The following is a 4,699-nucleotide window of genomic DNA, read 5'->3' on the forward strand; positions in this document are numbered from 1 at the left end:
GTAGCCGTTACGGTATGCGTGTGCGTAACGCTGGTATTCCCTGTAGTAAATGTTCCTGAAAAGGCATGCCCGTGGCCGGGCAAATTTTCAGCGGTCAAAGTGATGTTCGCCGAAACAGAATCGCTGCCCCCGACGCCGCCAGCCGATGATCCGCCCCGAATAAATTTATCTTTCAGATCCGGCGTCCTCTGTCTGCTGCCGTTGGGCAAAGTTTTTTCTTTTCCGTCGCAGATGTACCAGCCGCCGCGTCCGTCCGTCCAGCCGCCGTCCATCATCAAGATCGCACCCACCGGAAAAAAAGTCAGATCCAATATATCGCTGGCCAGCATTGGCTGGCCCCTAGCTATAGTCATAAATATACCCCCTTGTTTTAAGTGTTCTCTATTATATAACAGAGAAATTAAGTTTGTCAAGTACAATGTAAAAACAATGAAAAAACAAAAAGATTTTTTGCAAACCTTAGGGCGGCGGATCAGAAAAATACGTGAAACCCAGGGGATCAGCCTGAACAAATTTGCTTATGAAAACGATTTTACCAAATCAGGTTTAAGCAAAATCGAAACCGGACAATCCGATCCGCGCGCCACTACCATCAAAAAAATCACACTGGGACTAAATATTTCTTTTAGCGAATTGGTGGAAAATTTATAAAAAGCCACCCCCGCGCGCCGCGGCCAGACTTAAAGCGCGCAGGGATATACAGGCATTTTTTATTTCTTTTTATTTCAACGCCGCATGCGCCGCGGCCAGGATAGCCAGAGGCACGCGGTAAGGAGAGCAGGACACGTAATTCAAACCGATCTTGTGGCAAAACTGCACGGTGTCTGGATCGCCGCCATGCTCGCCGCAAATGCCGATCTTCAGATCCGGACGCACGCGGCGGCCGCTCTCGATGGCGTACTGCATCATGCGGCCGACGCCGGTCTGGTCAAGGGTCTGAAAAGGATCTTTGTCGTAGATCGCCTTGGCCACATACTCCGGCAAAAATTTGCCGCTGTCGTCGCGTGAAAAACCGCAGCCCATCTGCGTCAGGTCATTCGTGCCAAAAGAGAAAAATTCCGCCGCGGAAGCGATCTCGTCAGCGGTCATCGCCGCGCGCGGCACTTCGATCATCGTGCCAATTTTATAAGTCAGCTTGACGCCGGATTCTTTCAGGACTTTTTCGATCACCGCCACGGCGTTGTCCTTGAGGATTTGCAATTCTTTAATATGCCCGATCAGCGGGATCATGATCTCCGGCACAATATTCTGACCGGATTTTTTGATCGCCGCGGCCGCTTTGATGATCGCCTCGACCTGCATGTCAAAAATCTCTGGATACGTGATACCCAGACGGCAGCCGCGGTGGCCGAGCATCGGGTTAAATTCATGCAGCTGCTTGATCTTGAAATTGAGCTGCTCCACGCTGACCCGCATTTCCTGCGACAGCTCTTCGACTTCTACTTCTTTGGTCGGCAGGAACTCATGCAGCGGCGGATCGAGCAGGCGGATCGTCACAGGCAGGCCGTTCATTGTCCGGAAAAGCCCTGTAAAATCCTCGATCTGCATCGGCAAAAGTTTGGCCAGCGCTTTCTGGCGGCCGGCCACGTCTTCCGCCAGGATCATCTCGCGCACCGCCTTGATCCGGTCGCCGCCGAAAAACATGTGCTCGGTGCGGCACAGGCCGATACCTTCCGCGCCGAAAGCCAGCGCGTCGGACGCTTGATCCGGCTGATCCGCATTGGCGCGCACGCCAAGTTTTTTAAGTTTACCGGCCGCGTCCATGATAAATTTATACTGCTGATAGAGCGCGGATTTTTTCGGGTCGAGAGATTTTTCGATCAGCACCTGCAAAATTTCCGACGGCTTGGTCTTGACCTGCCCGGCGATAACCTCGCCGGTAAAACCGTCCAGCGAAATATAATCGCCCTGCCGGACTGTCCGACCGTTGACCGTCATTAATTTATTGGCATAATCGATATTCAACGCGCCGCAGCCCGCGATGCAGACGCGGCCAAGCTGACGGGCGACCACCGCGGCGTGCGAAGTTGCGCCGCCCTGCGCGGTCAAAATACCCTCGGCAATAACCATGCCTTTGATGTCTTCCGGCGTGGTCTCGATACGCACCAGCACTACTTTTTCTTTATTATTCTGCGCGGCGGCTATCGCTTCCGGCGCGCTGAAGTAGATCTTGCCGCAGGCCGCGCCCGGGCCGGCATTGAGGCCGCGCGCCAAAACCCGTCCGGCGTTCAGCGCCGCTTCTTTGTCCGCGCGGTCGAAGATCGGCCGCAGTAATTCATTTAACTGCTCCGGCAGGACGCGCGAGACGGCGGTCTTTTCGTCGATCAGTTTTTCTTTGAGCATATCGCAAGCGCAGCGCACCGCCGCAAAACCGGTGCGTTTACCGTTGCGAGTCTGCAGCATGTACAGACTGTTTTCCTGAATTGTAAACTCCATATCCTGCATGTCTTTGTAGTGTTTTTCGAGCATATTTTTGTAGCTCAAAAGTTTTTTGTACGTCACCGGCATGACCTCTTCCAGTGACGGAAATTTAGCCTGGCGTTCGGACTCGGCAATGCCGTTGGCGGCGGCCCATTCGCGCGAAGCCTCGAGGGAAATTTTCTGCGGCGTGCGGATACCGGCCACCACGTCCTCGCCCTGCGCGTTGATCAGGAACTCGCCGTAAAATTTGTTCTCGCCGGCCGCCGGATTGCGTGAAAAACACACGCCAGTCGCCGAAGTATTACCCATATTACCGAAGACCATCGCCTGCACATTGACCGCCGTACCGAGCAGACCCTTGATATTGTATTTCTGGCGGTAAAAAATCGCGCGTTCATTATTCCAGCTGCCAAACACCGCTTTGATCGCCGCCCAGAGCTGGATTTTCGGCTCCTGCGGAAAATCCGCGCCTTTGGTCTTTTTATAGATAGCTTTATAAACGCCGACCAGTTTTTCTAGATCCTCGGCGGCCAAATCAGTATCCTTCACGTCTTTTTTCTCTTTGCCGATCTTATCCGCGATACTGTGCTTGGCTTCGGTCAGCGCGTGCTCAAAAAGATGTTTGTCAACATCCATCGCCACATCGGAAAACATTTGAATAAAACGGCGGTAAGAATCCCAGGCAAAACGCGGATTGTTAGTTTTCCTGATTAAGGCCACGACGACTTTGTCATTAATGCCAAGATTGAGAATAGTGTCCATCATGCCCGGCATGGACTCTTTCGCGCCGGAACGCACGGAAACCAGCAGCGGATCTTTTTCATCGCCGAGTTTCCGGCCCATCGCTTTTTCCAGCTTGGCAATATTGGCGTTAACGTCTTTTTCCAGGCCCGCCGGAAACTGTCGGCCATTTTCGTAAAACTGAGCGCACATCTCGGTCGTGAGCGTGAAACCAGCCGGCACCGCCACGCCGCTATTGGTCATTTCCGCCAGACCGGCGCCTTTGCCGCCCAGAATATCCTTCATTGTTCCGTTACCTTCGGCCTTACCGTTGCCAAAAAAATAAACCTTCTGATATTTTGTTTTCGCCGCGGCTTTTTTGACCGGCCTGACCGTTTTTTTCGCGGTCTTTACTCCTGATCTTGTTCCCTTTATTTTCTTTGCTGATTTTACTGCCATTGGGATATTCCTCCTAAAATTTTTGCGCCCAAAACGTTGAGGATATTAACGTAAAAACCGCGTTTCGTAAAGTTTGAAGCAGCCGGTTTTTAGCCTTATAATAAAGTATGTTCTGCCTGCGTGTTTTACTGATAAGTCTGGCTGTGCTGGCTCTATCCGGCTGTCAGCCGACTGCCGCGCCGGAAATTTCTCTGCCGCCGCTGACGCTCTCCCAGCCGCAAAAGATCAGCGAATTGGACAAAAATTACAAGCGTCACGCCAAAGCTCAAACTCTCGTGCAGATCCGCGGCAAAATTATTTACCAGAGTAAAACGACCGGCGGTTGGGCTTTTGTGGAAGACGACACCGGTCTGGTACTGCTCGATTTTGAGGCGACCTCGCCCAACTTTACCCTGCCGCCCCAACAGCTCGGCCAAACACTGACCGCCGAAGGCCGTGTTTCACTCGATGAAAGCGTTATCAATGAATATCTACTGATACCACTAAGCTATAAAATTGAGTAATATCGCTTGCTGCCTGAGGTTTAATTTTTTGTAATTTTTCCCGATATATACCGAGCAGCGTGGTAAGATTCCGCTCTATTGCTTCCTGCATTTCGTTAGTCCAAAAGCAATGGAAAGACACTTCGCCGCGCAAAAACAGGAGCCGCTCATCGATCTTGCGGTATAAATCGTTTTTTTCCGCTGAAGTTTTCAGTGTTTGTTCATACCGCACGGCAGCCTGCTGGAATTTATTGATAATCCCCAAAAATAATTTAGCGCTCTCCCAGCTCAAATCCGGATCGCCAGCATAACAAGCCAAAAAAACAAAACCCTGCTCTACATCATAACACACCTTGTCGTCGGCAAAATCAACGATCAAACTCCGGGCGTCTATATTATATATATCCGCCAGCAGCTTCCGCCAATGCGCGTCTGAAATGTCTTGAAAATCTTCCCAGCTTAGCTCGGCCAGCTTCTTGCCCTGACCTTTCAAAGGGTAAGCATAAGGCCGCGGCAATTCAGAGTATTCCCAAAGTTTGGCAGATAACCATTTCATAACGGTAATATATCGTCAGGAGAAAAAAATTGTTGCAATTTTTTTGCCGGCCTGCGGCGGC

Annotated in this window: 5 protein-coding genes; 2 read left to right on the forward strand and 3 right to left on the reverse strand. The window is 51.4% G+C overall.

The annotated features are described in order from the left end of the window. Positions 1-353, reverse strand: a 353-nt coding sequence (locus tag LBJ25_05350) for a hypothetical protein (GenBank protein ID MDR1453381.1), incomplete at its 3' end; no start/stop codon positions are given. 76 nt (positions 354-429) lie between these two features. Between LBJ25_05350 and LBJ25_05355 the strand changes: the two genes are divergently transcribed. Continuing rightward, complete coding sequence (locus LBJ25_05355) at positions 430-651, forward strand: helix-turn-helix domain-containing protein (protein ID MDR1453382.1); 222 nt, start codon at positions 430-432, stop codon at positions 649-651. Between the two features lie 69 nt (positions 652-720). On the opposite strand, the gene ppdK is transcribed toward LBJ25_05355, so the two are convergent. Next, positions 721-3,600 (reverse strand): pyruvate, phosphate dikinase, encoded by a 2,880-nt coding sequence (ppdK, locus tag LBJ25_05360; GenBank protein MDR1453383.1) that lies wholly within the window; start codon positions 3,598-3,600, stop codon positions 721-723. Positions 3,601-3,707: 107 nt separating this feature from the next. On the opposite strand from ppdK, the gene LBJ25_05365 reads away from it, so the two are divergent. Then, on the forward strand, positions 3,708-4,103 hold the full coding sequence (locus LBJ25_05365; protein MDR1453384.1) for a hypothetical protein: 396 nt from the start codon (positions 3,708-3,710) through the stop codon (positions 4,101-4,103). On the opposite strand, the gene LBJ25_05370 is transcribed toward LBJ25_05365, so the two are convergent. After that, positions 4,060-4,638 carry a hypothetical protein gene (locus LBJ25_05370; GenBank protein ID MDR1453385.1) on the reverse strand — a complete coding sequence of 193 codons (579 nt, stop codon included), beginning with the start codon at positions 4,636-4,638 and terminating at the stop codon, positions 4,060-4,062. The genes LBJ25_05365 and LBJ25_05370 overlap by 44 nt on opposite strands. Positions 4,639-4,699: the final 61 nt, after the last annotated feature.

The organism is Candidatus Margulisiibacteriota bacterium (genome assembly GCA_031268855.1).
In the GTDB taxonomy this organism is placed as follows: Bacteria; Margulisbacteria; Termititenacia; order Termititenacales; family Termititenacaceae; genus Termititenax.